Source organism: Pedobacter sp. GQ55 (genome assembly GCF_059758925.1).
On record NZ_JCAXEI010000002.1, the window covers coordinates 787,398 to 813,386 of the forward strand.

The following is a 25,989-nucleotide window of genomic DNA, read 5'->3' on the forward strand; positions in this document are numbered from 1 at the left end:
AGAATATTAAAGCGTAGCCATATCAATTACAAATCTGTAGCGAACATCTCCTTTTAGCATTCTTGTATACGAAGCAGTTATATCTTTGATGTCAATCATTTCAATATCAGAAACGATATTGTGCTCAGCACAGAAGTCAAGCATTTCCTGAGTTTCAGGTATGCCACCTATGCCAGAGCCAGCAATGCTTTTACGGCCACCTAAAAGTGAAAACGGCTGAATTGCATAAGGCTGAGATGGAACACCAACGCAAATCTGTGTCCCACTTGTTCTTAACAATGACAGGTACATATCCATATCGTGCTCTGCAGAAACAGTATCAAGAATAAAATCAAATGAGCCTCTTACAGCGTCAACTTGAGCAGGATCAGATGTAACCACAAAATGATGTGCACCTAAAGCTTTAGCAGCTTCTTCTTTTGAAGGTGATGTACTCAAGACAGTTACTTCAGCACCAAAAGCTACACCAAATTTCACTCCCATATGTCCTAAACCACCAAGACCTAAAACGGCTAATTTATGACCCTTACCAACTTTCCAGTGACGTAGAGGTGAATAAGTAGTGATACCTGCACAAAGCAGTGGCGCTGTAGCTGCAAGTGGTAATTTGTCAGAAATATGGAGTACAAATTCTTCGCGAACTACAATAGTATTGGAATAACCTCCGTAGGTAGGCACACCATCTCTTCCGTTGTTGTTATAGGTTTGGGTACTTCCTTCAAGGCAATATTGTTCTAATCCTTCCTTGCAGTTTTCACAAGTCTGGCAAGAGTCAACCATACATCCAACACCAGCAAGATCATCTTTTTTAAACCTTTTTACATGGTCGCCCACCTTAATTACCTTACCAACAATCTCATGACCTGGCACCATTGGAAATACTCCTGGAAACCAGTCATTCTTTATTTGATGAAGATCCGAGTGACAAACACCACAATATAATATTTCAAGTTGAACGTCGTGCGGACCTACTTCCCGGTGTTCAAAGTCCCAGGGCGCTAAATCTGTTTCAGCATTTTGTGCTGCATATCCTTTGGCTTGTATCATAGCTAATTTATATTTTATAATAAAACAAATCTACATCAGTCAGCGCAAAATTAACTACACATTTCAAAGCATTTATTATACAATTCAAACATCCTGAAATAAAGTCAGGAAATCCGCTTCAAACTATTAATGGGTCATTTTAAACAACAGCTCTTTTAACAACTCGCCATCGGTGGTGTTACCGGTACTGTCTACACCTTTACTCTTTAAGTCGTATTCCCTTAACAAGCTAATGATATCAAAGGTTTTATTTAGGGTATAGCTACGCGCAGCAGCTTCGTAATCTTTAACAAAATATGGGTTTACGCCCAGTTCTTTGGCAGCATCGCCTTTATTCTGCAGATAGTGGTATTTTAAAATCTTTGAGAAATAAGAATTCAGATTGGCCATAACCATAACCATTGGATTGGCTTTTGGATTATCGGCAAAGTAATTAATGATCTGATTACATTTTAAAATATTCTTTACTGCCAGTGCTTTTTGCAGCTCAAAAACATTGTACTCTTTACTTATCCCTATATTTCTTTGAACAAGATCAGTGTCAATTGTTGTTTCTTTAGTAATATTTAAAAGCAGCTTTTCTATTTCATTAGCAATTTTGGAAAGGTCAGTCCCCAAGTATTCCGCCATGAGGGCAGATGCTTGCGGAGCAATTTTATAACCTTTCTCTTTTACAAGATCATCTATCCATCCTGCTAATTTATAGTCCCTTACCAGTTCAGATTGAAATATAACACCACTCTTATCTATGGCTTTATAAATCTTCTTACGCTTATCGAAATTAGCATACTTATAACCTAATACCAGAATGGTGGTAGGCATGGGTTTCTCAAAGTAATTGAGTACAAACTCCGCCTCTTTACTACTCCCTTCTGTCTCTTTAGCCCACTTCAAATCCTGGGCCTCTTTCACAATGATCAACTGATAGTCAGACATCATAGGATAGCGCTTTGAAGCGTTCATAATGGTAGCCATGTCTGTATCTTTCCCATACAAAACAGTTTGATTAAATCCTCTTTCCATATCATTCAACACATTATTTTCCATGTAATGGATGATCTGATCAATGTAATAAGGTTCCTCGCCGTGTAGTAAATAAACAGGCTTAAACTTTCTGGCTTTAATGTCTTTGATTATATCTGCAGCACTCATATGATAGACCAAAATTAGATATAATTGTGCTCTAAAACAATTATATCGATCTCTCCGATACCATCAAAAAATCAATAGATACACAGAGGAAACTTAGATAATTTTTTTTGCCTATTTTTACAAAAATGTCATTTACACCAACAGCACTTAACCTACCGCAATATCCTTTCAAGATTACACTAAAGGAGTCGCGTTATTTTATCTTTGACGAAGTAAGAAAAAAACATCTGGTACTAACACCCGAAGAATGGGTTAGACAACATTTTATCCAGTTTCTGATACTGGAAAAGAAATTTCCAAAATCACTTATTCAAATAGAAGGCGGACTTAACTTAAACAGACTTCAAAAGAGAACAGATATTGTAATATTCAGTACCCATGGAGAACGAATAATGGTTATTGAATGTAAAGCGCCTTCTGTTAAGATAAGTCAGGCTACTTTTGATCAGGCCGCCAGGTACAACTCTGTTCATAAAACCAAATGGCTGGTAGTAACCAACGGATTAATGCATTGCTATGCAACAATAGACCACAAAGAGGAACAGTTTGTCTTTATAAAAGATCTTCCCGAGTATCAATCCTTATAAAAACAAACCGTTTTTGCAGTATTTTTTATTGCCAACCACCTCCAAGAGCGCGATAAAGGCTAATGACTGCCTGCCATTGCTGTAATTTATCACCAATATTATCGAGTTGTGCCGACAGCAAGTTCTGTTCAGAAGTTAGTACATCTGTATAATTTGTAGCAGAACTATAACGCAACAGTTTTTTAGTAAAATCTACCGATTTCTGCAGCGATTGCAATTGTTTAGTCCTTATACTTTGCTGTTCAATTGCGGTTTGGTAAGAGAAAATCGCATTAGAAACCTCCTCTCCTGCCTTTAATAAAGATTTCTGAAAAAGATAAGCTGATTCCTGTTGAGCAGCCCTGGCAGTTGTTATTCTAGCCTTGTTTGCCCCCCTATTAAAGATAGGCTGTGTTATTCTTGCTGCAACATTTGCAAACAAACCTGAGGGTGTAATCCAGTCTTTGAAACTAAAACTGGTAAAACCACTTGAAGCTGTGATGTAGAGTGATGGGTAAAACAGTTGTTGGGCAACATTAGTTGTTTCAAAAGCTTTCATAAAAGCATATTCTGCTTGTTTAACATCAGGTCGGTTTTGGAGCAGCTGAGCAGGAATACCGATATTAAGATCAAAAAGTAATCGTTGTGATTCTAATGATTCCCTGTTTACTGAACCAGCCTGACGAACAAGTAAAACATTCATAGCATTTTCCGTTTCTCTTATTTGCCTTTTTAAACGGGGTATAGCAACTTCTGCTGCATATTGATTGGCTTCGCTCTGAACCTCAGCGGCTCCTGTTACTATATTGGCTGCTTTTAAAGATTTCATTGTACTCACATCCGTTTTCCTGTTGGCAACAGTTTTCTCTAAAACAATTAGCTGTTCATCCAAAGCCAAAAGCGTAAAATAGTTATTTGCGATTTCTGAGATCAGTTGTGTTTGCACAGCCTTTCTTGCTTCTTCCGTTTGCAGCAACCCAGCCAGCGCACTACGCTTACTACTTCTGAGCTTACCCCAAATATCTGCTTCCCAGCTGGCTGTTAACCCCACGTCGTACTGGGTGGATGAGCTGACAAGACCAAACCCCTGGGGGTAGGCTAGTTTTGATTGAGTTATTGCTGCATTACCATTTAAGTCCGGTAAAAAAGCAGCTTTACTTTGCTTAAAATTAGCTCTGGCTGCATTTATATGTTCTACAGCTATTTTCAGATCAAGATTTTGCTGTAATCCTTCTGTTATCAATTCAATTAACAGCGGATCGTTAAACAATTTTTGCCATGGCATAGTGGCAATGGTAACCGTATCTGTGTCGTGCTGATCCCTGTAAAGATTCTTTGTATCTATTGCTGGCCTTTTATATTTCTTTGATACCTGGCACGACACCAACACGGTCAGCAAAATCATTAGCCCTATATATTTTCTCATTATATTCATTTCTTACGAATTATAAAACTTCATTGTCTTTGCGTACTCCTGATATTTTCTCTTGCAGAGATTGAAAAACTACAAACAATGCAGGGATTACAAACACCCCGAATACTGTGCCTACAAGCATCCCACCAACCGCAGCTGTACCTATTGAGCGGTTACTTAAAGCCCCTGCTCCGGTAGCAATCATCAACGGAAGCAGACCGAAAATAAAAGCAAATGAGGTCATTAAAATTGGTCTTAACCTGGCCGTAGCACCTGAAATTGCCGACTGGATTAAGCTCAACCCACTAAGACGGTGCATCAATGCGAACTCCACAATAAGAATCGCATTTTTTGCAAGTAAACCGATGAGCATAATTAGACTTATTTGCAGAAAGATGTTATTATCAAGCCCAAATAATCGCGCAAACAAGAATGCTCCAGCCAGTCCTATGGGCAAAGAAAGCAACACTGAGAAGGGCAGAATATAACTTTTATACTGTGCACTTAACAAGAAATAAATGAACAGCAAGCTAAGGATAAAGATCAATAGGGTTTGACTCCCACTAGACAACTCTTCTAGTGTTAGACCGGAGAATTCATAAGTATAACCTTGTGGTAAAATTTGGACCGCTACTTCCTGAATTGCTTTTATTGCATCACCAGAACTGTAGCCCGGCTTGGGTGCGCCATTTACAGCGCCAGCCGTAAACAGATTAAAACGGTTTATAAATTCCGGGCCATAGATTTTTTTAAGCGTGATAAACTCTGATATTGGAGCCATGGCGCCCTTATCATTCCTAACAAATATTCTATTGATAGCTTCCTTATTGGTTCTCTGTTCAGCTTCAGCCTGAATCATTACACGGTATTGCTTACCAAAGCGATTAAAGTCTGACGCGTAAATACCGCCCAGATAGCCTTGCAGCGTTCCAAGTACACGATTAACAGGAATCCCTGCTTCTTTACATTTCGCAACGTTTACATTAACCTCGTATTGGGGGAAACTTGTGTTGTATGACGTAGCCGCATACATAATTTCGGGGCGCTGGTTTAGTGCTCCCATAAACTTGCCAATTACTGCATCAAAGGCTTTGTAGCTACCGCCTGTTTTATCCTGCAACTGAAATTCGAAACCATCATTATTCCCAAACCCCTGTAATGTTGGTGCGGCAAAGAAGATGATATTGGCTCCTTTAATTTCTGCAGTTTTCGTGAACAACTGACCAACAATACTTTTAATATCCTGCCCTTTTTTTGTTCGTTCCTTCCATGGCTTTAGCCTGATAAATATAGCCGCATATGAGCTCCCGGTACCGCTCATTAAATCCATGCCGGCAACTCTCGATGACAATTCAATCTCAGGAATAGACCTGGCAATACTATCTATTTTATTTGCAATGAACTCAGTACGTTCCAAAGAAGTTGCCGGAGGTAAAATAACATTACCGTATATAGAACCACTATCCTCATTAGGCACAAATCCGGTTGGAGTGGTTTTAACTAAAAACCAGAATAAAAGACTAAACACAATGATTATCGCAAATGCAATCCATTTTTTCCCGATCAGGAAAACAACCGATTTCTTATAACGGTTGGTAATGGTGCTAAACGAAGCATTAAACCCCGCGTAAAACCGCTGTAAAAAGCCGGTTTTCTGTTCATGATTCTCGCCATGTGGCTTTAGCAACAATGCGCAAAGTGCCGGGCTTAAAGTAAGTGCGTTTACTGCAGATATGATAATGGCTACAGCGAGAGTTAATCCAAATTGCTTGTAAAATACCCCAACCGACCCCGTAACAAAAGTTACCGGAACAAATACCGCAGCCATAATAAGGGTTATAGAGATAATAGCCCCACTAATTTCGCTCATGGCATGTATAGTTGCTTTTTTTGCTGATTTGACACCCTGATCTAACTTAGCATGAACCGCCTCTACTACTACAATGGCATCATCTACCACAATACCAATGGCCAGAACCAGGGCAAAAAGTGTAAGCAGGTTAATAGTAAATCCAAAAAGTTTAAGGAAAAAGAATGTACCTATGATAGCTACCGGAACTGCAATGGCAGGAATTAAGGTAGAACGGAAATCCTGCAGAAAGATAAATACTACAATGAATACCAATATAAATGCTTCAATAATTGTAACTATAAGCTTAGAAATTGAAGCATCCAAAAACTCATTTGCATTGGCGAATACGCTATACTTAACTCCTTTTGGAAAGGTTAATGAAGCATCGTCCAATATTTTTATACACTTCTTTATAATCTCATTGGCATTGGAACCAGAAGTTTGGTTGATTGCAACATATGGCGATTCATGACCTTGCGCCATGATGGTACTCGAATAAGTAAAAGAGCCCATATTCACCTCAGCAATGTCTTTTAATTTCAATACCTGACCATTACCTACAGATTTGAGTATGATGTTTTCAAATTGCGCAGGCTTTTCAAGTCGACCGGTATATTTTAAGGTATATTGGAATGGCTGACCACTGTTTTCTCCAACTTTACCCGGTGCGGCTTCTATGTTTTGCTCTGCAAGCGCTTCTGTTATGTCAGATGGGATTAATCCATAAGCAGCCATAACATCTGGCTTAAGCCAGATTCTCATACTGTAATCCATGCCTCCATATACAGCGGCATTCCCTACCCCCTCAACCCTTTTGATTTGAGGCATCACATTAATTTTTAAATAGTTGTCGAGGAATTTTTGATCATACTTTCCATCCTCGCTGTACAACAGAAAACTAAATACTTCACTATTCAACCGCTTACTGGTCGTAATACCAACTTTGATTACTTCGGCAGGCAGCAGACTTGCAGCTTTGGTGATTCTGTTCTGCACATTAATTGCAGCCATATCCGGATCTGTACCTTGCTTAAAGTTAATGGTAATACTGGCACTACCGTCATTACTTGCCTTAGAGGTCATATAGGTCATGTGTTCTACTCCGTTAATCTCTTCTTCGAGGGGGACTATTACGCTTTTCATGACCACATCTGCACTTGCTCCCTGATATGAGGTACTTACTTCAACGGCGGGTGGAGCAATGTCTGGATACTGGGAAATAGGCAATGAATATAGGCCTAGTAACCCCATTATAACAATGATAACCGATATAACTGTAGATAAGACCGGGTTATCTATAAATTTCTTTAACATAATATTTTAGTGTTTTGCTTTGATTTTCATTCCATCTTTCAAGCTCCCCATTCCTTCTGTCACAATCTGTTCGCCAGGGTTCAATCCTTTTGTTACCACATAAAATTCACCTGAAGGGATGTCCATTATCTCTATCTCAGTACTTTTAACCGCACCGTTTTTAACCGTGTAGATCATCGTTTTTTCCTGCATTTCGAAGGTTGCTTTAGCAGGAACCAATAGTGCGCTACTTACTGTTAACGGGATGCGAATAAGTGCACTGGCACCACTCCTGATTAATCCGTCGGGGTTAGGGAAACTTGCTCTAAGATTAACTGAACCTGTTTCTGTATTGATTAACCCACTTAAAGTTTCCAGCTTGCCCTTTTTTGAATATTCTGTTCCATTGGCCAACAAAAGTGTTACCGGAGGAATATTCATTAGCTTATCCTTTATGGTTTTCCCTTTGTTGTTTTCTGTGAAATCCAGAAACTGCTTTTCATTGAAGGAGAAGTAGGCAAAAACACTTGCGATATTTGAAACTGTTGTTAGCGGCTGTGGTGATGAACTGCTAACCAGACTGCCTGTTCTATAGGGTAAGTTTCCTACCACTCCATCAGCAGGACTATTTATACGAGTATAGCCAAGATTAGTGCGGGCATTTACTAAACTGGCTTTTGCCTGTGCAAGCGCAGCCTCTTTCGCGTGCAGATTAAAATTTGCCTGCTTAAGTTCATAATTACTAATGATCTCTTCTTTTACTAGAGGCGAGGTTTTCTCGACCTGCATTTTTGCTGTGCTTACATCAGCTTCAGCATTTTTTATCGCAGCTGTAGCCGTTTTGACTTCCTGTTCGTACTGAGGGGCATTTATTTTAAAAAGTAACTGACCTTTTTTAACAACCGCACCTTCATCAACAAGTATCTCTTCAACAAATCCATCTACTTTTGGCCTGATCTCTATGTTCTGCTGGCCCTGGATAGTTGCGGTGTAATCTGTATTAAGAACAGCATCTTTAGGTTGTACTGTTGAAACCGGATATTCCTGAATAGTTTCTTCCTGTGTTTGGCTTTGTGTTGGACTGCAAGCTTCAAACAGCAGCATTCCGCCTAATAATGAGAGTAATTGTATTGTTTTCATAAATGTAATTTTTCTTTTTTGGCATAAGTATTCCTCATCTCCTAAAAATCTCTTTTTTGGCAGCTAAGATTAACAGCGATTATTTATCGCCCGAACTAAGTGTTGGGTTATTAATTAAGTACGGAGTATCACGGTAATTTCATTATAATTCTTTATTTCATTAAAAAGTTAAGCAAAGTTAGTACTTTTGTGAATAAAACAACTAAATACTTGTTTTATTAGATTATGAAGACAAATCGATTCTTAATGCTATTAAAAACCCGCGGTGCGCTAACTGCAGGGGAAATTTCAAAGGAACTTGGGATTACAAGTGAGGGTGCACGCTTACAACTCATTAAATTAAGTGAGGAGGGATTAATCAAATCGACCAACGAATCAAAAGGGGTTGGCAGACCTACTGTGTATTTTAGTTTAACAGAAGAAGGAAATGCTGGTTTTCCTGATACGCATGCCGAACTTACCGTTAAGTTGATACAGCTTATGAAAACTACGCTGGGCAACGAAGCTCTTGATAAAGTGATAGCGGCAGGTGAACAAGTTGGTAAAGAAAAATATTCAAATGAATTACAATCTATTACAGATCTTGAAGGTCGTATCTCTCAGCTTGCAGATATCCGTACAAGGGAAGGATACATGGCTGAATATAGTAAAGATGAACAAGGCTATTTATTGATAGAGAACCACTGCCCAATTTGTGCAGCAGCACAGGTTTGTCAAGGTTTCTGTGCCTCAGAACTTAACACTTTTAAGTCTGTATTGGGCGAGGACATAGATATAATACGGGTAAATCATATTATTGCAGGCGACAGAAGGTGCGCCTACCGAATAACATTAAAGAAGGCTAGTTAAAATAGAGCATTCTCCAGCCGGTTACTGAAGAATGCTCATTAAAATTATCCTTTTAAAGCAGCAAGACTTTCTTCGATAGTATTGATCTTCGATTCAGCATCTGCTTTTTTATTACGTTCGTTTTGAATGATCTCAGGTTTTGCATTTTGCACAAACCTTTCGTTACTTAGTTTAGCATCTACAGCTTTTAAAAAGCCTTGTAAATAAACCAGCTCTCCCTTTAAGCGCTCTATCTCAACGTCAATATCAATAGCTTCATTTAGATGAATAAAGAACTCATCGTTACCCACCATAAAATTTACAGCACCTGGAATCTTATCGTTTACAAACTCAACCTGATTAATGTTAGCGAGCTTGAATACAATATTTAACCATTTTTCAAAATCTAAAGAAGAGTTTACCTTTATAGCCAGAGGAAGCGCTTCTTTAGGCGAGATCTGTTTTGTATTTCTAACGTTCCTGATCTCAGCTACCAAGCCTTTAATAACCTCCACTTCTTTAAGTAATTGTGCATCCGCTTTACCAACGACAGGATAGCTTGCTACGATACAGCAATCAAGTTCACCTTTCTCTCCGAAGAGTTCATCATGCCATAATTCTTCTGTTAAGAAAGGCATAAACGGATGTAATAGTGTTAGGATTTTCTCGAAGAAACCGATAGTTACTTTTAAAGTTTCAGTATCTATTGGATGTTGATAGGCTGGCTTAACCATTTCAAGGTACCAGGCGCAGAAATCATCCCATACCAATTTATAACAAGCCATTAAAGCTTCTGATAAACGGTATTGTTTAAAGTTATCTTCAATCTCTGCGAGCGCCTCATTAAAGCGGTTTTCGAACCACAATATAGCTTGCTGATTAGGATTTTCAAGATTTTGATCAACCTCCCAGCCTTTAACTAACCTAAAAGCATTCCATATTTTGTTGGCAAAATTACGGCCTTGCTCACAGTAACTTTCATCGAACATCAAATCGTTTCCGGCAGGAGAGCACAATAGCATCCCTACCCTTACTCCATCTGCGCCATATTTTTCAATTAAGCCAATAGGATCAGGAGAGTTACCTAATGATTTAGACATTTTACGGCCCAATTTATCTCTTACAATACCTGTTAAATAAACATTTGTAAAAGGCTTTTGACCTCTGAACTCATGGCCTGCCATAATCATACGTGCTACCCAGAAAAATAAGATCTCAGGGGCAGTAACCAGATCATTGGTAGGATAGTAATAGTTAATATCTTTATTGTCAGGATCTTTAAAACCATTAAACACAGAGATCGGCCATAACCATGACGAAAACCAGGTATCCATTACATCAGGATCCTGAGTTACAAAAGGTGCCAGCTGATGTTTAAAACCATGGATTTCAGTTTCCGTAAATAGCCCGTCAATATCTTTAAGTTTTAAAAACTCATCAAGCGCTTCTTCTTTAGTTTTTGCTACAACCCAATTGCCTTTATCATCGTACCATGCAGGTATTTGTTGTCCCCACCACAGTTGTCTACTGATATTCCAGTCCCTCACATTCTCCATCCAATGACGATAGGTGTTTACGAACTTTTCAGGGATTAACTTAACATCACCTTCCAATACATCTTTCAATGCTGGCTTGGCCATTTCATCCATTTTGCAGAACCATTGCATAGATAGTTTAGGTTCAATAGCTGCATTGGTACGTTCAGAAAAACCTACTTGCGATTTATAGTCCTCAACTTTATCTAAATGGCCAGCTTCGTCTAATAAAACAGCAATCTTTTTTCTTGCCACAAAGCGGTCTTCACCAACAAGTACAACAGCAAGTTCGTTTAATGTACCATCTTCATTTAAGATATCTATTACAGGCAGCTTATGTTTAACACCCAATTCATAATCATTCAAATCATGGGCAGGAGTAACCTTTAAGCATCCGGTTCCAAAATCCATTGTTACATACTCATCCTGAATAACAGGTATTTCACGATTGATTAGCGGTATAAAAACTTTTTTTCCTTTCAAGTGCTGGTAACGCTCGTCGTTAGGGTTAACACAAATGGCGGCATCTGCCATAATTGTTTCCGGACGGGTGGTTGCAATGGTTAAGAAATCATTGGTTCCGGATATCGAATATTTTATATAATATAACTTTTGATTTACCTCTTTACGGATCACTTCTTCATCAGAAACCGCAGTTTTGCCTGCCGGATCCCAGTTCACCATACGCACACCACGATAGATTCTTCCTTTTTTATACAAATGGATAAAACTATCGATTACTGCTTCTGAAAGATCCTCTTCCATAGTAAAGCGTGTACGCTCCCAGTCGCAGCTCGCGCCTAACTTTTTCAGCTGATCAAGAATAATACCGCCGTATTTATCTTTCCATTCCCATGCATATTTCAGAAATTCTTCTCTGGTAAGATCTTTTTTGCTGATCCCTCTTTCTTTAAGCATGGCAACAACTTTTGCTTCAGTAGCAATTGATGCATGATCTGTTCCAGGTACCCAGCAAGCATTTTTACCTTGCATACGTGCTCTACGGATCAGTACATCCTGAATTGTATTATTCAGCATATGCCCCATATGCAAAACCCCAGTCACATTTGGAGGAGGGATTACAATGGTATAAGGCTCACGTTCGTCAGGCTCAGAATGAAAAAAGTTCTTCTCTATCCAGTAGCTGTACCATTTGTCTTCGGTTGCCGCCGGGTCGTATTTTGTAGAAATGCTCATTATTTTGAAAAAGTATCAGATTTGGCTGTAAAAATAAGAATAAAAAAGACAGATGCTATTCGCTTCCTCAAAATCTTGAAGGGAAGATTTTGCATGTCAGCTCATAACACTGACTTTTTTTGGAAAAGGAAATAGAAAAATGGGGAAAAAGATCAATGTCCTCAAAGTACATTGATCTTTTTTAACCTTAGTTTCTTTACTTCAAGTTTTGCATAAAGTAATCAGTAACCTTTTGATACAAATGCGCTCTGTCTTTACCAATTACGTTATGCTCATGACCAGGGTAGATCATATAATCTACCTGAATACCCTTATCAACAGCTTTTTTAACGAAATCGACAGAGTGTTGCTGTACTACAACAGGATCCTGCAGGCCATGGATTAACATCAGTTTTCCTTTTAGCTGATCAACCTTACTACTCAAGTCAGTGGCCGCATAGCCTTCAGGATTTTCCTGCGGAGTATCCATATAGCGTTCAGTATACATCACCTCATAAAACTTCCAGTTTATTACCGGGCCGCCTGCAACAGCGGCTTTAAAAATACCAGGATGTGTAACCATAAAATCAATCGTACCGAAACCACCAAAACTCCAGCCAAACAGGCCCATATTAGCAGAATCAACATAAGGAAGGCCCTTCAGGTAATCTACTGCCTTCATCATATCTTCCATCTGCACGTCCCCCGCTCTGCGGAACATAGACTGTTCAAAAGCTTTACCTCTATTATCACTTCCTCTTGTATCGATTGTTAATACCACATAACCACGTTCAGCCATATACCTGAACCAATAATCTCCAGCACCTGCATTCCACGAGTTTAAGATAAGCTGAGCATGTGAACCGCCATACCAATACACAATAACCGGGTACTTTTTTGTGCTGTCGTAACCAACTGGTTTATATAAGCTGCAATACAAATCGTCTCCACTGTTACTTTTTATGGTAAAGATCGAGGAGTTTTCTGTAACAAATGCAGCTAAAGGATTGGGTGCTTTTAATAATGTTTTTGTTTTAGCCGTTGCAGTTTCTATTAACTGAATTACTCGAGGTTGTTCCGGACTACTGTAATTATCAATCACCGTGTTTCCAGAAGTGCTTACCTGTGCATTGTGTACAGCACGACCTTGTGTAATTCTATTCGATTTACCCGACTTTACATTAAGCTTATACAAATTACGGGTGATTGGAGACTCTTCGGTAGAAACATAAAACAACTGATCACCTTTTGTATTAAATCCTTTTACATCAAGTACCTCCCAGTTTCCTTTTGTCAACTGTTTCAATACTTTTCCATTTAAATCGTATAGATATAAATGATTCCATCCATCACGGTTACTTTGCCAGATGAACCTAGAAGGATCATTTTTAAGGAATAGCATAGGCACTAACGGCTCAACATATTTTTCATCCTTTTCTTCAAATAATGTTTTCACAAAATCACCGGTAGCAGCATCATATTGATTTAGCTTCATGTGATTCTGTCCGCGATTTAAAACGGCAATGTATATGTATTTATCATCCGGACTCCATGCAATATTAGTAAGATACTGCTCAACAGGTTCACCTGTTTTAAGGTGCACCACAGCTTTGGTATCTGCATTATAAACCCCTACAGTTACCTCATGGCTCTTATCGCCTGCCATAGGGTATTTAATATTTACATTTTTTGCAGGCCTGGTCGTCCAATCTATGATCGGATAATCAGAAACCATGCTCTGATCCATTCTATAAAAAGCAAGCAGCTTACCACTATTGCTCCAGAACGTTCCTTTAGTTATCCCAAATTCATCACGATGTACTGACGAGGCATACACAATATCTTTGCTGCCATCTTTAGTTACCTGGTTCTGATCAGTACCATTTGCTACAAACAAATTGAAGTTATCCAGATAAGCGATGTAACCAGCTGTACCTTGTTCAACATTAGTTTTACCGGCAATAGATTGATCTATAAGCACCTTATAGGTATTCTTTACGGGATTGAGCGCAACCTTACTTCCGTTAACAGTTAATATCCAATCAGGTCCCTGATTAAATTGAATAACAGGCATCGACTTTAACGTATCCTTTTGAAGTGATTTTAATTTCTGATTTAACTGGGCCAATGATAAGAACTGCTGTTCCTGCTGACGCTTAAAATCACCACTCATCCATACAGGCTCATTCCCTACTTTTTTGGCATACACATAATTTTCTGTGCCATAAATAAATTGAATTTGAGAAAGATTTTCGGGAGCCAAAGTAGTGCGTGCATTACTCATTGCATCCTGAATGGTCAATTGTTTATTCTGGGCTATGCCATAAAAAGCAATAGACAGCAATTGAATGCATAAAATCAGTTTTTTCATCAGTTGTCTTAAAAGATGATGAAGCTATCATGCGCTGCCCGATATTATTCATTTCGGTTTATATGATGCAGCACATGATGGTTTCATCGTATGAATAATAAGTTGGTGCCAAACTTATACAAAATATCGCAAATTACATCGTTGGCTTGATTACCTTTGATGTGTGAAAAACATCTTTATAGGTTTAATGTTCGCTATGTTGTGGGCTTCAGCATCTGTAGCTACAAAATTTGGCATTTTATCTGCGCCTCCATTGGTCCTGGCAAATATTCGTTTTTTCCTGGCGGGGCTTGTATTGCTCTCATTTGGATATGTATTTAATAAATCCTATAAATTACCTAATGCCGAAGAATGGAAGCATCTTGCAATATTTGGGCTTTTAAATACCACCGTTTATCTGGGCTTATACGTATGTGCAATGAAATATACTGCTGCAGGTATAGGTAGTTTAGCAACATCAACAAACCCACTATTAATTGTACTATTGTCTTCCTGGCTAATTGGTCGTAAACCGTCAAAAGAAGAAATATTTAGTATTATAATAGGCATGGCAGGTATCGGAATTGCCACCTATCCATTGTTAAAAGATAGCAGTACAACGCTAATGGGAATAAGCTTATTGATGTTAAGTATGGTCTGTGTATCTTTTGCCAGTGTATACTACGCGAGAGTAAAATGGAAGCTTCCCAACATTTTGATCAATGGATGGCAGGTGGCATTAGGGGGAATATTTCTGCTCCCTTTTACCTTTTTCTTTAGCGACTTTTCATCGATACAAATGGACAACAGGCTTATATTTTCTGCTTTATGGCTTAGCCTTGCAGTGTCTGTAATAGGGCTTATATGTTGGTTCTACTTATTAAAAATAGACACGGTTAAAGCCTCACTATGGTTGTTCCTATGTCCGCTTTTCGGCTTCTTTTATGCCTGGTGGTTAATGGACGAGCCTATTACCCTGTACACAGTTGCAGGTACTTTGCTTGTTGTTTTCGGATTATATCTTGGCCAGAGAAAAAAATTAAGCAGAAACATTATTAAGCAGTAAGCAGATTATACCTAACCAAACAATAGGACATATTTTATACCCCTTACACAATAAAATATGTTAAAATATGTTAAATAGGTATAACTGACTTAGTCATGAAAGCAATAAAACTATTTTTCTTTTCAGGTTCCTTGCTTAGGCGGTTCAGCCTAACTAAAATCTACTACTGGTTTAACAAGTAATATTTTGAATAGACAAAATGCTTGTTGAGCAGTATTTATTACTTTTACCTCATTGATGTTATTATAAACACCACATGTCGCAGGGATTCTCCTGCATAGATAAAGTGTTATAAAATCTGTTGACTAACTTTATGAATATTTTAAAACTAACCAGGCATATTGCTGCCTTAGGAATTCTTGCGACCGGCTATACAGCTAGTGCTCAATCTCCCACAAAATTTATTGACCCAGCCAACATGGATCTCAGCGTAAAACCTGGAGATGATTTTTACATCTACGCCAGCGGCACATGGATTAAAAACAATCCTGTTCCTGCAAAAGAAACACGTTGGGGCAGTTTCAATGTATTAAGAGATTTTAATATCAATGCTGTAAAAGGACTTGTAGAAGATGCTGCTACGGATAAAACAGCTCCGGTAGGATCGGTAAAAAAACGTGTAGGTGATTTCTTTGCTGCTGCAATGGACAGTATAGCAATTGAAAAATTGGGCTATAGTCCAATTAAAGCCGATCTGGAAAAAGTTAAACAACTTAAAACTGTTCAAGATGTTTTGGACCAAACGATATATATGCGTGTAAGCGGACTTGCTTCACCTATGTTTGGGTTTGGTGTTGGGCAGGACAGGAAAAACGTAACAAAATACCTTCCTCAGCTTGGACAAGGTGGCACTACGCTTCCTGATCGCGATTACTATTTGAAGGATGACAGCAGGAGTGTAAAAATTCGTGAGGCATATACAATCTATATGACTACCCTTTTTGGTTTAGTTGGCTACAAGAACACCGAAGCTCAGCAAAAAGCAGCAGCGGTAATGTCAATAGAAAAGAAATTTGCAGATGCACAAATGTCTCGTGTAGAAATGCGCGATCCATATAAAACCTATAATAAGTTTACCGTTGCAGACTTTAGTAAAAGCACTCCATTTGTAGACTGGGCAAAAATGCTGCTTAAACTAAAAGTAAACGGTCAGGACACCATACTTGTTTCTGCTCCTAAATTCTTTGTGACTTTTGACGAAATGCTAAAGAGTGTTTCTTTAAAAGATTGGAAAACGTACCTGGAATGGAATGTGCTAAAAAATGCTGCTCCTAACCTAAGTTCGCCTTTTGTGGCAGCAAACTTTGCTTTTAATCAGGTACAAAGCGGACAAAAAGTTCAGACTCCAAGATGGCAAAGAATGTCGCAATTAACAGATGGCACTATTGGAGAATTATTAGGCCAGCTATATGTTGCTAAGTATTTTAAACCGGATGCAAAACTCCGTATGGCGGAACTTATCAGTAACCTTAGAAAAGCATTTGAGATCAGGATTAAAAATCTGGATTGGATGAGTGCTCCAACAAAAGAAAAAGCACTTGCCAAACTAAATGCATTTGTTCCTAAAATTGGATATCCGGACAAGTGGAAAAACTATGATGGCCTAGTTATAAGCCGTGCTACCTATTTCCAGAACTTAAGAAACGCAGGTGCATGGGGATATAAAGAATCAATAGATCAATTAGGCAAACCTGTAGACCGTACGCGTTTCGGAATGACCCCACCAACAGTTAACGCCTACTACAGTCCAACAATGAATGAGATTGTATTCCCTGCCGGAATTCTTCAGTTCCCGTTCTTTGATCCAAATGCTGATGATGCCGTTAATTATGGTGGTATTGGTGCTGTAATTGGACATGAAATGTCTCACGGATTTGATGATTCAGGAAGCCAGTATGATAAAGATGGTAATCTGCGTAACTGGTGGACTGATGAAGATAAGAGTAAATTTGATGCAAAAACCAAGGCTTTAGGGGAGCAATTTGATGCCTATACGGTATTAGATACCATCCACGTAATAGGAAAACTGACGATGGGCGAAAATATAGGTGACCTTGGCGGTCTTAATGCTGCATATACCGCATTTAAGTTAACTAAACAGGGTCAATCGAATGAAAAGATTGATGGTTTTACACCAGATCAGCGTTTCTTCCTCTCATGGGCACAGGTTTGGAGAGGTAACATTTTACCTGAAAGTGCAGCGCAGCTGATTAAAACAGATCCACACTCGCCAGGGCCTTACAGAACCATTGGAGCACCTGTAAATATGGATGCGTGGTATGAGGCATTTGATGTTAAACCGGGTGATAAATTATATAAGAAACCTGAAGACAGAATTAGAATGTGGTAAATATATAATGGCGCTTGCAAAAGCGCCATTAGTTTAGTTTTTTGCTTTATCGTATACCAAATCAGTGAGTTGATCGAGTGATTTTAATATTCGATCCATATCATTCGGATTATTAATATCAATACCACAAAATGGATTTCCGCTAGCCTTAGACTGCAATACCATAAAAATTATACCTGCTACCTGCAGTGCCATTATCGCACGAAAGTCAACACCTGATTTTTCGAAATTCGGAAGAAGTAGTTTAAAAACCTCTTCACCAAAAGCTTCTCGTTTTAAACCAACCTCCTTCATCAGTTTACTTTTTTCACTTGTTTCCCAGATAACGATCTTCTGCATTTCCTCTTCCGTGTAAAAAAAGCTAAGATGGGTTTTTAAAATTGTTTTAACCATAGGCCGGCCACCATCAATTTGAGATTCGGCCATAAGTCTTTCCATGTCTCCAGATAAGCCAATCCAATAATCTTTTGTCTTTACGTAGGTTTCTATCAAATTATTTACATTGTTATCAAAGTACCTATAAATCAGCTTCTTATTGACCTCAGCTTTTTTAGCGATATTGTTAACACCTAATGCCGTATACCCCTCATTTTTAATGATTTCACCTACTGCAGCAATCAGTTTAAGCATAGTTCTTTCCTTATCTCTGATTGCGCCTGCAATACGTTTTCTGGGTTTCTCCATGGGCTAAAAATAAGAAAAAAAATGTGTATGTCACCACTTTGCAAAATTCTAACAACTATTTTTGAGAAAGTTTTATATACCAAATAGCTTAAATTAATCATCTCTCATTATGAATTACGTACCTGAATCTTTACCAGATCTAAAAGCCATTAGTATTTCGAACCTGGCTGCAGGAGACATTATAGTCAATCTGGGCACCCTCCTCGAAATCATTGAAAATGAAGACTCTTTCTCGTTAGTTATAGATAGAATGGAGCAAAGACAAGTCTGGAATTTTAATAAAACCGAAGAATTAATCATTAAATCCGACTAATAAAGAAGAAATCAAAATATTAACCCAACGCTCAACAATTCAAATGACCAGGAAGGAATTTCGGGTCATTTTTATTTAAAGGAAGTTCGTAATTAATCCTATAAGGGCATATTTCATTTTTTTTTAATATTGGTTGTAACCTTTTGCACTATTCCTGCATCTTATAAACAACTAATAAGAATCACAAAAACCCTTCACATATTCGATTAATATGCTTAAAAGCGTATGTGGAAAAAGTATGTCATTATGAAACCTAATAAATACATTCTACTTCTCGCCATATTTGCCTCTATGCTGACTTTTTCAGTCGCGAATGCGCAATCAGACAATACAAACGGAGAAATATCCGGTAAGGTGTTAGACGAACAACAAAAAGCATTTCCTTATGCTACCATTAGCCTGTTAAATGCCAAAGATTCTACAACAGTAAAGGGTACGCTTACCTCCGACAATGGGACTTACCAGTTAAAAGAAATTAAACAAGGCAATTATCTGATTGCCATCTATGTAGTTGGTTACAAAAAGGTATTTAAGGGACCCTACTCTATAAGTTCTGACAAAAAAACTCATGATCTGGGCAATGTCCAACTAGCAACCGATGCTAAACAGTTAAAAGGCGTTGAGATTGTTAAACAAAAACCCTTGATAGAAAGACAGATTGATAAAACTGTAATAAATGTAGAGAATAGCGCCCTGGCAGCTGGTAATACCGCTCTGGATATTTTACAGAAATCGCCTGGAGTTACTGTCGACAAAGATGGCAAGATTAGCTTAAAGGGTAAACAGGGTGTTACCGTAATGCTCGATGGCAAACCTACCTACCTATCCGCAGAACAATTGGCCAACCTACTTCGATCTACAGAGGGAAATGCAATCCAATCTATCGAATTAATTACGAATCCATCTGCAAAATATGATGCCGCCGGTAACTCGGGGATCATCAATATTAAACTGAAAAAGAACAGGAATTATGGCACCAATGGCTCTATACTTGGAGGTGTTGGTTATGGCAGATATTACAAAGCAAATGGTGGTTTAAACCTAAATCACCGTGAAAAGAAAATCAATGTTTTTGGGAATTATGATTACGGTCGCAACAAAGGGTTTGGCAGCACAGATATTGTCAGGGTTAACGATACGGAAACTGATAAAACCTATTTTGATCAAACCAACAGTAACATCAGACGCAGAAACAACAGCAATTATAAAGGTGGTATAGATTACTTTATTAATGATAAAAATACAATTGGTTTTGCTTTTAATGGATATAATGCAAACGGAAAAAACGCATCAGATGTGCTTACATTGATAGGCGATCAACCTTCCAAAACAGATTCATCAGTAGTAGCGCAAAACCCTAACAGATATAAATACACCGGCATGTCTTACAACTTAAACTATAAAGGAACAATAGACAGCCTTGGGCAGGAAATAAGCATAGATGCTGATTACTCTGAACATATTGGAAGACAAGACAACAACTTCAACAACAAATATTTAAACAATTTAGGCCAACCCGCTAAACCCGATTACATTTTTAGGAATGCTACGCCATCCACAACAAAAATATGGGCAGGAAAAACGGATTATACCTACCCTATTAATAAAGAAATGAAACTTGAAGTAGGTTTAAAATCAAGTTTTGTAGAAACAGACAATAACTTCATTTTTGAGAATTACGAAGGCAGCCAATGGCAAAATGATACTAAACGCAGTAATCAGTTCCTATATGATGAAAACATCAATGCTGCCTATGCCAACCTTAATAAAAAATTTAAAACTACATCTGTACAACTAGGCCTGAGAGCTGAACAAACCAACTCAAAAGGAAATTCTGTTACGGAGTCGAAAGTAGTAAACAGGCACTATCTTAACCTTTTCCCAAGCATTTTTATAAATCAGGAACTATCAAAAGATCATGAAATGGGCATTTCTTACAGCAGAAGAATTGACCGTCCAGATTACGGATCATTAAATCCATTTATCTATTACCTTGATTTGTATACTTACAGGTTTGGGAATCCATTCTTAAAACCTCAGTATACTAATGCTTTTGAACTATCTTATTCTTACAAAAAAACATTAAACGTAACATTTGGTTATAGCCATACCACTGATGTAATGTCTGATGTTCTATTAACAGATACGGCTAAAAAAACAATCTTCATCTCTAATCAGAACCTTGCTACGCAAGATGCATACAACCTGAACATTAGTTACCCGATACAAATAACAAAGTGGTGGAGCAGCAACAACAATTTCACAGGTTTCTACAACAATTTTAAAACACCAGATCTTTTAGGCCAACCATTTCAAAGTGGAAGAGTTGCATTTAACTTTAATACAACTCAAACCATTACGGTAAATCCGTCATTAAATATAGAGTGGTCTGGCTTTTATCAATCTAAACAAGTTTACGGAACAATATTAATAGACCCTCAGTATGGTATTGACCTCGGTATAAATAAATCTTTCCTGGATAAAAAATTGAGCATCAAACTTGCCGCAAATGATCTGTTTAAAATGCAAAAGAGTGTAATTACAAGTGCCCTGTCTTCACAAAACTATGTAGTTAATGAAAGATGGGAAAGTCAGGTATTCCGCTTAACATGTACATACCGATTTGGAAGTAACGATATTAAAGCCGCCCGTCAACGCTCAGGCAGTTCCGAGTCAGAAGGCCGTAGGGTTAAATCAGGCAAATAACCACTAATCATATTTCTCCTGAACCTTTTTACTGAGCTTTCTTAGTACAAAGGTTCGGGACTCTGCAACACGTCTTTTCAATTCAGGATCGGGCAATACTTCCAAACTATCTAAAGATATCCACTGGCGTTTTGCCATATGGTAAGCTTGCTGAATACCCGGTCTGGCTACCAACATATCAAACTCATCCGGATCACATTTAATAGATAACCTTCCCTCTTCAAGAGACATAATTACATAGATCTTTTCTTCAATCATAAAACACAGGTGATCCCACTTCATACCTTCAGTAGTTCCCTTTAGGCTCAGGCAATAATCTCTAAATGTTTCAATATTCATAGCAAGCAATTAAGGTCTAAAGTTAAAAACTATTTTATCTAAGTTTGTACCGATGAATAAACTTATCCAAACCGCTGATGGTTCAAACACTCTATACAATGAAAGTATTGGAGAAAACTATCATTCCAAACACGGTGCTTTACAGGAAAGCAAACATGTATTTATTGATGCCGGTTTAAAGCATGCAATAGCCAGCTTTCCGGATAAAGAAATATCTATTTTGGAGGTTGGCTTTGGCACAGGACTTAACTTTTTAATGAGCATTTCTCATTGTGCAGAACATCAGATAAGGCTTAAATATACAGGTTTGGAGGCTTTCCCCTTAAGGATTGAAGAATTAGAATCAACAGGCTATGCCGCATACGTGCCCGATACTATTTGGAACAGTTTGATTGACAATTATGGGAAAGCATTATTGCAGGCAGTAACCATGCTTCCAGATCAACAGCTTAAAATCGTACAAACATATCTTCATAGGTTCCAGACCGAGCAAAGATTTGACCTCATTTACTTTGATGCTTTTTCTGTTCAGCATCAACCCGAAATGTGGACAGACGAAATCATTGCACATACTTGCCAGTTTTTAAAACCAGGAGGCATATTCGTTACGTATGCAATTACCGGAAAACTTAAACGCGCACTCAAATCAGTAGGTTTTACGATAGAAAAGCTACCTGGGGCACCAGGAAAGCGAGAAATGCTAAGAGCAACTAAAGCAATTGCACCTAAATAATTATTATAAATTACAAATCACCGACTCTATTAGAAACACCATGCTGTTAAATTTGTTAAGTAAGTAACAACAAGAAATTACAGCAATGAAAAAAAGAAAATTAGGAAACTCCGATTTGTTTGTTTACCCAATAGCCTTTGGGGGAAACGTATTTGGCTGGACCGCGGATGAAAAGAAATCATTCGAAATACTTGATGGCTTTACCGATGCAGGCTTTAACTTTATAGACACGGCAGATGTATATTCTGCCTGGGTACCCGGAAACACTGGTGGCGAATCTGAGACAATAGTCGGAAACTGGATGTCGCAGAGAAATAACAGAGATAAAATTATACTTGCCACAAAAGTTGGTGCCCCAATGGGTCCCGATAAAAAGGGCTTATCTAAAAAGTATATCTTTCAGGCGGTAGAAGATTCTTTAAAAAGATTAAAAACAGACTACATAGATCTTTATCAATCTCATTACGATGATCTTGACACACCAATTCAGGAAACACTTGAGGCGTATCATCAATTAATAAAAGAAGGCAAGGTTCGGTGGATTGGCGCTTCCAACCTATCGCCAGAACGCTTAACTGAATCACTGGAAATAGCAAAAAAATTCAATCTGCCTAAATATCAAACCTTACAACCAGAATACAACTTATACCAACGTGAGGGTTACGAAAAAAACTTCGAACAAATTGTACAGGATAACAATTTGGGTACAATTAACTACTATGCTCTGGCAAGCGGTTTCTTAACAGGAAAATACCGTTCAGAAGCAGACCTTAACAAAAGTCAGCGAGGTGGCGCAGTTAAAAATTATTTGAATGAAAGAGGGTTTAAAATTTTAAAGGCTCTTGATGATGTATCAGAACAATATAGCGCAGATCAAGCAAGTATAGCGCTGGCCTGGCTTATTGCCCGTCCATCCATAACTGCACCAATTGCAAGTGTAACCAGTTTAGACCAACTGGCAGACCTTAAAAAAGCCGCAACATTAAAACTAAATGTAGAGGATATCGCGATCCTTGACGAAGCCAGTGCCTGGGAATAACCTTAATTCTTTAATAAAAACAAACGCCCTGCTAAATATTTGGCAGGGCGTTTGTTTTTAGTTAATTTTCCTATGTTAAATTTTTCCAACTGCCTTAATAAATCATCTATGAGAAACATCACGCTCCCTTTTTACGCTAAACTTGCTTTGGTACTATTTGCAATCATCTGTTTAGGGTACCTCGCCATTTTAGGGCAAACACTACTTGCGCCGTTACTAACCTCATTCTTGCTGGCATTACTGTTACTGCCACTTTCTAATTTCCTGGAACAAAAATGGCGCTTTAAAAGGAGCCTAGCTTCAATCGTATCTGTGATACTTATGATTGCTTTTATATCAAGCGTATTGTATTTTCTGGCAAACCAACTTACTGATCTTTGGCAAGACTGGCCTGCACTTAAAAAGCAGGGGGAGACTTCTTTTCACGACATCCAGAACTGGATTTCCAATACCTTTAACATCAATACAAAAAAACAAATAGATTATTTAAGAGATAGTACCAGTGCTGCACTTTCCACCAGTGCAACTGTTTTAGGTGCTACATTACTTACCCTATCCTCAACCCTGCTTTTTCTATCTTTCCTACTACTTTTTACCTTCTTCATCTTAAATTATCGCAAAGTACTTTTCACCTTTTTAACCGCTGTGTTTGAAGAACAACATGCGGATAAAGTAGGAGAAATTGTAAGGCGTATACAATACATCATCAAAAAATATATCACAGGATTATTTCTGCAAATGCTTATTGTTACCTTATTAATGATCTTAGTTCTTTGGATATTAAATGTAAAGTATGCGATTTTACTTGGTCTAATTGCAGGTATTTTTAACATCATTCCTTATATAGGCATCTTTACCGCCTTATTGATCAGCGCACTGATCACCTTTGCTACCGCAGGTGCAGCAAAAATGCTACTTGTAGTAGTTGCATACGCAGGTGTTCATGCGCTCGACGGCAATGTATTAATGCCTTTAGTTGTAGGTTCAAAAGTAAAAATAAATGCCTTATTTGCCTTTATAGGTATAGTAGTAGGTGAAATGATATGGGGCATATCAGGTATGTTCCTATGTATTCCATACATGGCAATGCTAAAAATTATATTTGATCGTGTAGATTCTTTAAAGCCATGGGGAGTATTACTTGGCGGAGAAGAAAGACCACATAAAAAGCGCAAGATATATCGAATCACCAAGAATATTAAGCTCGAAGAACAAGAATAAAATAAATTTAATAGCATGATAAATGCCCGAAAATAGAACGCCACATATCCTTAATACCTCTGCAACCTTACTGGGTTTGTGCTTTATTGTATTGACATCTCTTAAGGTCGCAAAAATGAGCGACAGAACGATCATTGATGAAACAACAGCGCTTGCAATTATATTATTTATGACGGCCTGCATTCTATCATTTCTCTCCATGAAAAGAAGAGGTCCTTCGAACTATCCTTTAGAGCGGGCTGCCGATATTATATTTTTATTAGGTCTTGTTGTTCTTTTTTTAACCACAATGATGGTTACCTTTAACGTCATAAAATAAACACCCAATGCCTAATAATATACCTCCTGTTACTGCAAACGATCCTGCCTCCGCATTTCAACGACTACTTACTGTGTTAGATACATTACGCACACAATGCCCATGGGATAAAAAGCAAACCATGGAAACCCTGCGACATTTAACCATTGAGGAAACCTATGAGCTATCTGACGCTATACTTGAAGGAGACTTGGATGAGGTAAAAAAAGAACTGGGAGATGTAATGATGCACCTTGTTTTTTACGCGCGCATAGCTTCAGAAACGAATGACTTTACCATAATTGATGTACTGAACAGTGTATGTGATAAATTAATTAGCAGGCACCCGCACATCTATGGAGATGTTGAGGTGCAGGATGAGCACGATGTAAAACGCAACTGGGAGCAACTCAAGCTTAAAGAAGGAAACAAATCTGTTTTATCCGGAGTACCCGCTGGCCTGCCTTCTTTAGTAAAAGCAAGTCGCATTCAGGAAAAAGCAAGAGGTGTTGGCTTTGACTGGGACAACAAGGAACAGGTTTGGGAAAAGGTTGAAGAAGAATTACAGGAATTTAAAAATGAGTATAACGTAGTGGATGGTGCCGCTATAGATATAGAAAAAGCAGAAAGTGAATTTGGCGACCTACTGTTCTCCTTAATTAATTACGCTCGTTTCATTAACATCAATCCTGAGAACGCATTAGAAAAAACCAATAAGAAATTCATAAAACGCTTCCAATATTTGGAAGGCAAAGCCAAAGAAAATGGCAAGGCACTTAATGATATGACATTGGCAGAAATGGATATTTATTGGAATGAGGCCAAGAGCTTAAAATAACAATTTCATTTTACTAAAAAAGCATATCAATCGTTTGCACTCAAACTAA

20 protein-coding genes are annotated in these 25,989 nt (G+C 38.1%); 11 read left to right on the forward strand and 9 right to left on the reverse strand.

The genetic code is table 11. The annotated features are described in order from the left end of the window. Nucleotides 1–6 precede the first annotated feature (6 nt). On the reverse strand, nt 7–1,047 hold the full coding sequence (locus AC6CH7_RS08155; protein WP_498262204.1) for an NAD(P)-dependent alcohol dehydrogenase: 1,041 nt from the start codon (nt 1,045–1,047) through the stop codon (nt 7–9). 126 nt (nt 1,048–1,173) lie between these two features. Continuing rightward, complete coding sequence (gene holA / locus AC6CH7_RS08160; protein WP_498262205.1) at nt 1,174–2,199, reverse strand: DNA polymerase III subunit delta; 1,026 nt, start codon at nt 2,197–2,199, stop codon at nt 1,174–1,176. A 125-nt stretch (nt 2,200–2,324) separates the two neighbouring features. Here holA and AC6CH7_RS08165 point away from each other — a divergent pair, with 125 nt between their 5' ends. Beyond that, on the forward strand, nt 2,325–2,786 hold the full coding sequence (locus tag AC6CH7_RS08165) for a type I restriction enzyme HsdR N-terminal domain-containing protein (protein WP_498262206.1): 462 nt from the start codon (nt 2,325–2,327) through the stop codon (nt 2,784–2,786). A gap of 25 nt (nt 2,787–2,811) precedes the next feature. On the opposite strand, the gene AC6CH7_RS08170 is transcribed toward AC6CH7_RS08165, so the two are convergent. From AC6CH7_RS08170 to AC6CH7_RS08180, 3 genes are read right to left on the reverse strand one after another with little or no spacing between them, the layout of a single operon-like run. After that, complete coding sequence (locus tag AC6CH7_RS08170; protein ID WP_498262207.1) at nt 2,812–4,191, reverse strand: efflux transporter outer membrane subunit; 1,380 nt, start codon at nt 4,189–4,191, stop codon at nt 2,812–2,814. 19 nt (nt 4,192–4,210) lie between these two features. Then, a complete protein-coding gene (locus AC6CH7_RS08175; RefSeq protein ID WP_498262208.1) occupies nt 4,211–7,345 on the reverse strand; it encodes an efflux RND transporter permease subunit in 3,135 nt (1,044 codons plus the stop codon). A gap of 6 nt (nt 7,346–7,351) precedes the next feature. After that, the gene (locus AC6CH7_RS08180; protein ID WP_498262209.1) at nt 7,352–8,464 is read right to left on the reverse strand and encodes an efflux RND transporter periplasmic adaptor subunit; all 1,113 of its coding nucleotides are present in this window, start codon (nt 8,462–8,464) and stop codon (nt 7,352–7,354) included. 246 nt (nt 8,465–8,710) lie between these two features. Between AC6CH7_RS08180 and AC6CH7_RS08185 the strand changes: the two genes are divergently transcribed. After that, entirely contained in the window at nt 8,711–9,313 is a 603-nt protein-coding gene (locus AC6CH7_RS08185; protein WP_498262210.1) for a helix-turn-helix transcriptional regulator, read from the forward strand. A gap of 44 nt (nt 9,314–9,357) precedes the next feature. Here AC6CH7_RS08185 and AC6CH7_RS08190 read toward each other — a convergent pair whose 3' ends face one another. Both AC6CH7_RS08190 and AC6CH7_RS08195 read right to left on the reverse strand, forming a co-directional pair. Beyond that, on the reverse strand, nt 9,358–12,024 hold the full coding sequence (locus AC6CH7_RS08190) for a valine--tRNA ligase (RefSeq protein ID WP_498262211.1): 2,667 nt from the start codon (nt 12,022–12,024) through the stop codon (nt 9,358–9,360). 196 nt (nt 12,025–12,220) lie between these two features. Then, a complete protein-coding gene (locus tag AC6CH7_RS08195) occupies nt 12,221–14,374 on the reverse strand; it encodes a S9 family peptidase (protein ID WP_498262212.1) in 2,154 nt (717 codons plus the stop codon). Nucleotides 14,375–14,537: 163 nt separating this feature from the next. Between AC6CH7_RS08195 and AC6CH7_RS08200 the strand changes: the two genes are divergently transcribed. After that, the gene (locus tag AC6CH7_RS08200; protein WP_498262213.1) at nt 14,538–15,419 is read left to right on the forward strand and encodes a DMT family transporter; all 882 of its coding nucleotides are present in this window, start codon (nt 14,538–14,540) and stop codon (nt 15,417–15,419) included. Nucleotides 15,420–15,732: 313 nt separating this feature from the next. Beyond that, nucleotides 15,733–17,769 carry a M13 family metallopeptidase gene (locus AC6CH7_RS08205; protein ID WP_498262214.1) on the forward strand — a complete coding sequence of 679 codons (2,037 nt, stop codon included), beginning with the start codon at nt 15,733–15,735 and terminating at the stop codon, nt 17,767–17,769. Nucleotides 17,770–17,802: 33 nt separating this feature from the next. Here AC6CH7_RS08205 and AC6CH7_RS08210 read toward each other — a convergent pair whose 3' ends face one another. After that, on the reverse strand, nt 17,803–18,453 hold the full coding sequence (locus AC6CH7_RS08210; RefSeq protein ID WP_172659486.1) for a TetR/AcrR family transcriptional regulator: 651 nt from the start codon (nt 18,451–18,453) through the stop codon (nt 17,803–17,805). Nucleotides 18,454–18,562: 109 nt separating this feature from the next. Between AC6CH7_RS08210 and AC6CH7_RS08215 the strand changes: the two genes are divergently transcribed. Both AC6CH7_RS08215 and AC6CH7_RS08220 read left to right on the forward strand, forming a co-directional pair. Then, a complete protein-coding gene (locus AC6CH7_RS08215) occupies nt 18,563–18,766 on the forward strand; it encodes a hypothetical protein (protein WP_498262215.1) in 204 nt (67 codons plus the stop codon). A gap of 246 nt (nt 18,767–19,012) precedes the next feature. Then, entirely contained in the window at nt 19,013–21,472 is a 2,460-nt protein-coding gene (locus tag AC6CH7_RS08220) for a TonB-dependent receptor (protein WP_498262216.1), read from the forward strand. 3 nt (nt 21,473–21,475) lie between these two features. Here the strand turns inward: AC6CH7_RS08220 and AC6CH7_RS08225 are convergent, their stop codons facing one another. After that, on the reverse strand, nt 21,476–21,811 hold the full coding sequence (locus AC6CH7_RS08225) for an MmcQ/YjbR family DNA-binding protein (RefSeq protein WP_498262217.1): 336 nt from the start codon (nt 21,809–21,811) through the stop codon (nt 21,476–21,478). Between the two features lie 52 nt (nt 21,812–21,863). Between AC6CH7_RS08225 and mnmC2 the strand changes: the two genes are divergently transcribed. The 5 genes from mnmC2 to mazG all read left to right on the forward strand — a co-directional run bounded on the left by mnmC2 (nt 21,864) and on the right by mazG (nt 25,940). Then, the gene (gene mnmC2, locus AC6CH7_RS08230) at nt 21,864–22,544 is read left to right on the forward strand and encodes a tRNA (5-methylaminomethyl-2-thiouridine)(34)-methyltransferase MnmC2 (protein WP_498262218.1); all 681 of its coding nucleotides are present in this window, start codon (nt 21,864–21,866) and stop codon (nt 22,542–22,544) included. Nucleotides 22,545–22,629: 85 nt separating this feature from the next. After that, nucleotides 22,630–23,583, forward strand: coding sequence for an aldo/keto reductase (locus tag AC6CH7_RS08235; RefSeq protein ID WP_498262219.1), 954 nt, complete (start codon nt 22,630–22,632; stop codon nt 23,581–23,583). Nucleotides 23,584–23,691: 108 nt separating this feature from the next. After that, complete coding sequence (locus AC6CH7_RS08240) at nt 23,692–24,804, forward strand: AI-2E family transporter (RefSeq protein WP_498262220.1); 1,113 nt, start codon at nt 23,692–23,694, stop codon at nt 24,802–24,804. Between the two features lie 22 nt (nt 24,805–24,826). Continuing rightward, complete coding sequence (locus tag AC6CH7_RS08245) at nt 24,827–25,123, forward strand: hypothetical protein (protein ID WP_498262221.1); 297 nt, start codon at nt 24,827–24,829, stop codon at nt 25,121–25,123. Between the two features lie 7 nt (nt 25,124–25,130). Then, nucleotides 25,131–25,940, forward strand: a complete 810-nt coding sequence (mazG, locus tag AC6CH7_RS08250) for a nucleoside triphosphate pyrophosphohydrolase (protein WP_498262222.1) — start codon at nt 25,131–25,133, stop codon at nt 25,938–25,940. Nucleotides 25,941–25,989: the final 49 nt, after the last annotated feature.

What these genes read in the sequence shown, in the direction of transcription:
- AC6CH7_RS08240 (WP_498262220.1), top strand. Translation starts at nt 23,692, where the DNA reads ATGAGAAACATCACGCTCCCTTTTTACGCTAAACTTGCTTTGGTACTA.
- AC6CH7_RS08155 (WP_498262204.1), bottom strand. Translation starts at nt 1,047, where the DNA reads ATGATACAAGCCAAAGGATATGCAGCACAAAATGCTGAAACAGATTTA.
- AC6CH7_RS08180 (WP_498262209.1), bottom strand. Translation starts at nt 8,464, where the DNA reads ATGAAAACAATACAATTACTCTCATTATTAGGCGGAATGCTGCTGTTT.
- mnmC2 (WP_498262218.1), top strand. Translation starts at nt 21,864, where the DNA reads ATGAATAAACTTATCCAAACCGCTGATGGTTCAAACACTCTATACAAT.
- AC6CH7_RS08210 (WP_172659486.1), bottom strand. Translation starts at nt 18,453, where the DNA reads ATGGAGAAACCCAGAAAACGTATTGCAGGCGCAATCAGAGATAAGGAA.
- AC6CH7_RS08235 (WP_498262219.1), top strand. Translation starts at nt 22,630, where the DNA reads ATGAAAAAAAGAAAATTAGGAAACTCCGATTTGTTTGTTTACCCAATA.
- AC6CH7_RS08225 (WP_498262217.1), bottom strand. Translation starts at nt 21,811, where the DNA reads ATGAATATTGAAACATTTAGAGATTATTGCCTGAGCCTAAAGGGAACT.
- AC6CH7_RS08165 (WP_498262206.1), top strand. Translation starts at nt 2,325, where the DNA reads ATGTCATTTACACCAACAGCACTTAACCTACCGCAATATCCTTTCAAG.
- AC6CH7_RS08170 (WP_498262207.1), bottom strand. Translation starts at nt 4,191, where the DNA reads ATGAGAAAATATATAGGGCTAATGATTTTGCTGACCGTGTTGGTGTCG.
- AC6CH7_RS08195 (WP_498262212.1), bottom strand. Translation starts at nt 14,374, where the DNA reads ATGAAAAAACTGATTTTATGCATTCAATTGCTGTCTATTGCTTTTTAT.
- AC6CH7_RS08215 (WP_498262215.1), top strand. Translation starts at nt 18,563, where the DNA reads ATGAATTACGTACCTGAATCTTTACCAGATCTAAAAGCCATTAGTATT.
- AC6CH7_RS08175 (WP_498262208.1), bottom strand. Translation starts at nt 7,345, where the DNA reads ATGTTAAAGAAATTTATAGATAACCCGGTCTTATCTACAGTTATATCG.
- mazG (WP_498262222.1), top strand. Translation starts at nt 25,131, where the DNA reads ATGCCTAATAATATACCTCCTGTTACTGCAAACGATCCTGCCTCCGCA.
- AC6CH7_RS08245 (WP_498262221.1), top strand. Translation starts at nt 24,827, where the DNA reads ATGCCCGAAAATAGAACGCCACATATCCTTAATACCTCTGCAACCTTA.
- holA (WP_498262205.1), bottom strand. Translation starts at nt 2,199, where the DNA reads ATGAGTGCTGCAGATATAATCAAAGACATTAAAGCCAGAAAGTTTAAG.
- AC6CH7_RS08220 (WP_498262216.1), top strand. Translation starts at nt 19,013, where the DNA reads ATGAAACCTAATAAATACATTCTACTTCTCGCCATATTTGCCTCTATG.
- AC6CH7_RS08190 (WP_498262211.1), bottom strand. Translation starts at nt 12,024, where the DNA reads ATGAGCATTTCTACAAAATACGACCCGGCGGCAACCGAAGACAAATGG.
- AC6CH7_RS08185 (WP_498262210.1), top strand. Translation starts at nt 8,711, where the DNA reads ATGCTATTAAAAACCCGCGGTGCGCTAACTGCAGGGGAAATTTCAAAG.
- AC6CH7_RS08205 (WP_498262214.1), top strand. Translation starts at nt 15,733, where the DNA reads ATGAATATTTTAAAACTAACCAGGCATATTGCTGCCTTAGGAATTCTT.